This window comes from Okeania sp., from assembly GCF_983059655.1.
Map to the genome: position 1 here is coordinate 1 of NZ_CEZPJD010001038.1, position 2,307 is coordinate 2,307.

The following is a 2,307-nucleotide window of genomic DNA, read 5'->3' on the forward strand; positions in this document are numbered from 1 at the left end:
GGAAGGTGTTCTGGTTGTAATTCTAAATTGATTAATTCTGCCGTACATTCGACATATTTTTCGATATTTTTCATATTTTTTTTTCGGATTTATCCAAATTAATACTTTCTATTCAAAAGAAGTAAATTTTATTTGTTCAGGCACATTTTCTGCCAATAATTTACCATGACAAAATACATATTTAACAGTAGCACGTTTCCTAACTGCATCAAAACAACTATCTGCATCTAAAACTATCAAATTACCTGGTTTTCCTACTTTAATTCCATACCAATCTTCTACATCTAAAGTTTTTGCACCATTCCAAGTAACCATTTGATAACAAGCATTAATTTCTTTGATTCCAGTCATCTGACATATATGTACGCCCATATAAGCCACATCCAACATACTACCAGTACCTAAACTATACCAAGGATCTTGTACACAATCATGGCCAAAACTAACATTGATTCCTCGTTGCCATAATTCTTTTACTCGCGTCACACCCCGTCTTTTAGGATAAGTATCAGTACGGCCTTGAAGAGTAATATTAATTAAAGGATTAGCAATAAAATTAATTTTAGACCTCTCTAATAAACTTATTAATTTAAAAGCATAAGCATTATTGTAAGAACCAAAAGCAGTAGTATGACTAGCAGTTACTTGTGAAGTTAAACCTGTTCTAATGGCACAAGCAGCAACTACTTCTAAAAAACGTGATTGATCGTCATCTATTTCATCACAATGAATATCAATAAAACAGTCATATTTTTCTGCCAATTCAAAAATTTTATGCACAGATTTTACCCCATCTTCTCTAGTAAATTCATAATGAGGAATTCCACCCACACCATCCACTCCTAATTGTAAAGCTGTTTCTAAAAGAGAGAGATTTTCATCTTTACTATAAATACCATCTTGGGGAAAAGCAACTATTTGTAAAGTCATCCAATCTTTGGCAGTTTCTTTTACTTCTAAAAGTGCTTGTAATGCTGTTAGTTTGGGTTCGCTAACATCAATATGGGTTCTAACAAATAATACTCCTTGTCTTGCCTGGAGTTTAAGAGTATCAATAGCACGTTTTTTCACATCTTCTAGTGTCAAATCTAGCTTGCGATCGCCCCAAATTTCTATACCCTCAAATAATGTTCCACTTTGATTCCATCGTGGTTCTCCAGCAGTGAGAGCAGAGTCCAGATGAATGTGAGATTCGACAAATGGTGGACTGACTAATTTTCCCTGAATATCGAGTTCTTGGTCAGCAAAAGCTGGAATTTTTCTAGAAATAGCAACAATTTTACTATTGTCAATGGCGATATCTACTATTTCTGTTTGTTGAGTTGGTTGCAATAAGCGACTGTTGCGCAGAATTAGTTCATAAGTTTTGTTAGACATGAAATTTTCCTGGTTAAAAGGTTAAGCGTAATCTGAATTTTATCACGGATAATAAATATTTTAAGCAGTAGACGATAGGAGTTAAAAATAAAAATGCACAGAGACTACTCGTAAATAAATCTGTGCACATCAATAAAAATTTTTACTTTTTTTTTAAGCAGAATTATGATTGTTTATATAATTAAATAAAATTACATCATTGTGATGCTATATTACCAATTTTTAAACAATTTCTAATTCTAAATTATGACTTTTAGCAAAGTCGTGAGAGAAATGATCTACTTCATTTGTATCGCTCAATTCTAAGTTGTAAAAATCTACGAATTCATAATCTGAATATGGTCCTGCATGCCAAGTTCCTACCTCTAATTTAATAAAACAGTTTCCGGGAATTTTAAAAGCAACTATATCTTCTAATTTTGGTGCATCTTCTATACAAGGTGGAGCAACTGCTATGAACCATTCTTTTCCTTCTAGAGAACCCAAACATTGAGTACATTTTATATGACGAGTAATTTTAGTAAATTTTCTACCTTTTCCAAATAACCGCATAATGTAGAATCGTGGCGTACCATTTTCTAAACTTAATTGAGCATCGTTTTGGTCATATTGTTTATCATCTCCTGTTGCCCAAATTACTTGTCCAAAAGGTCGAAAGTTTTCTGGTGTAATTTCTTGGGCAAACAGTTGTTTAACTACTATTAATTTACTCATTTTTGATTTTTCTAAAATTTATATTAGGGAATAGGGAATAGGCAACAGTGAATATTTATTGTAAGCTATTGGTAGGGTGTAAAGCACGCTAGCGTAACACACCAAAACCCTATATCTATTGTCAGTGTGTAAGTCTTGTTAACGAGCTATCAGCTAGCCTCTTACCAAAAAATTGGGTTTAAAGCCTCCCCTTTTAAGGGGATAATAAATAAAAAT

2 protein-coding genes are annotated in these 2,307 nt (G+C 32.6%); both read right to left on the reverse strand.

The genetic code is table 11. From position 1 onward, the window contains the following. Window positions 1-108: 108 nt before the first annotated feature. A complete protein-coding gene (gene codA / locus AC3DU7_RS31525) occupies window positions 109-1,377 on the reverse strand; it encodes a cytosine deaminase (RefSeq protein ID WP_488043170.1) in 1,269 nt (422 codons plus the stop codon). A 222-nt stretch (window positions 1,378-1,599) separates the two neighbouring features. Beyond that, the gene (locus AC3DU7_RS31530; RefSeq protein WP_488043171.1) at window positions 1,600-2,091 is read right to left on the reverse strand and encodes an ureidoglycolate lyase; all 492 of its coding nucleotides are present in this window, start codon (window positions 2,089-2,091) and stop codon (window positions 1,600-1,602) included. Window positions 2,092-2,307: the final 216 nt, after the last annotated feature.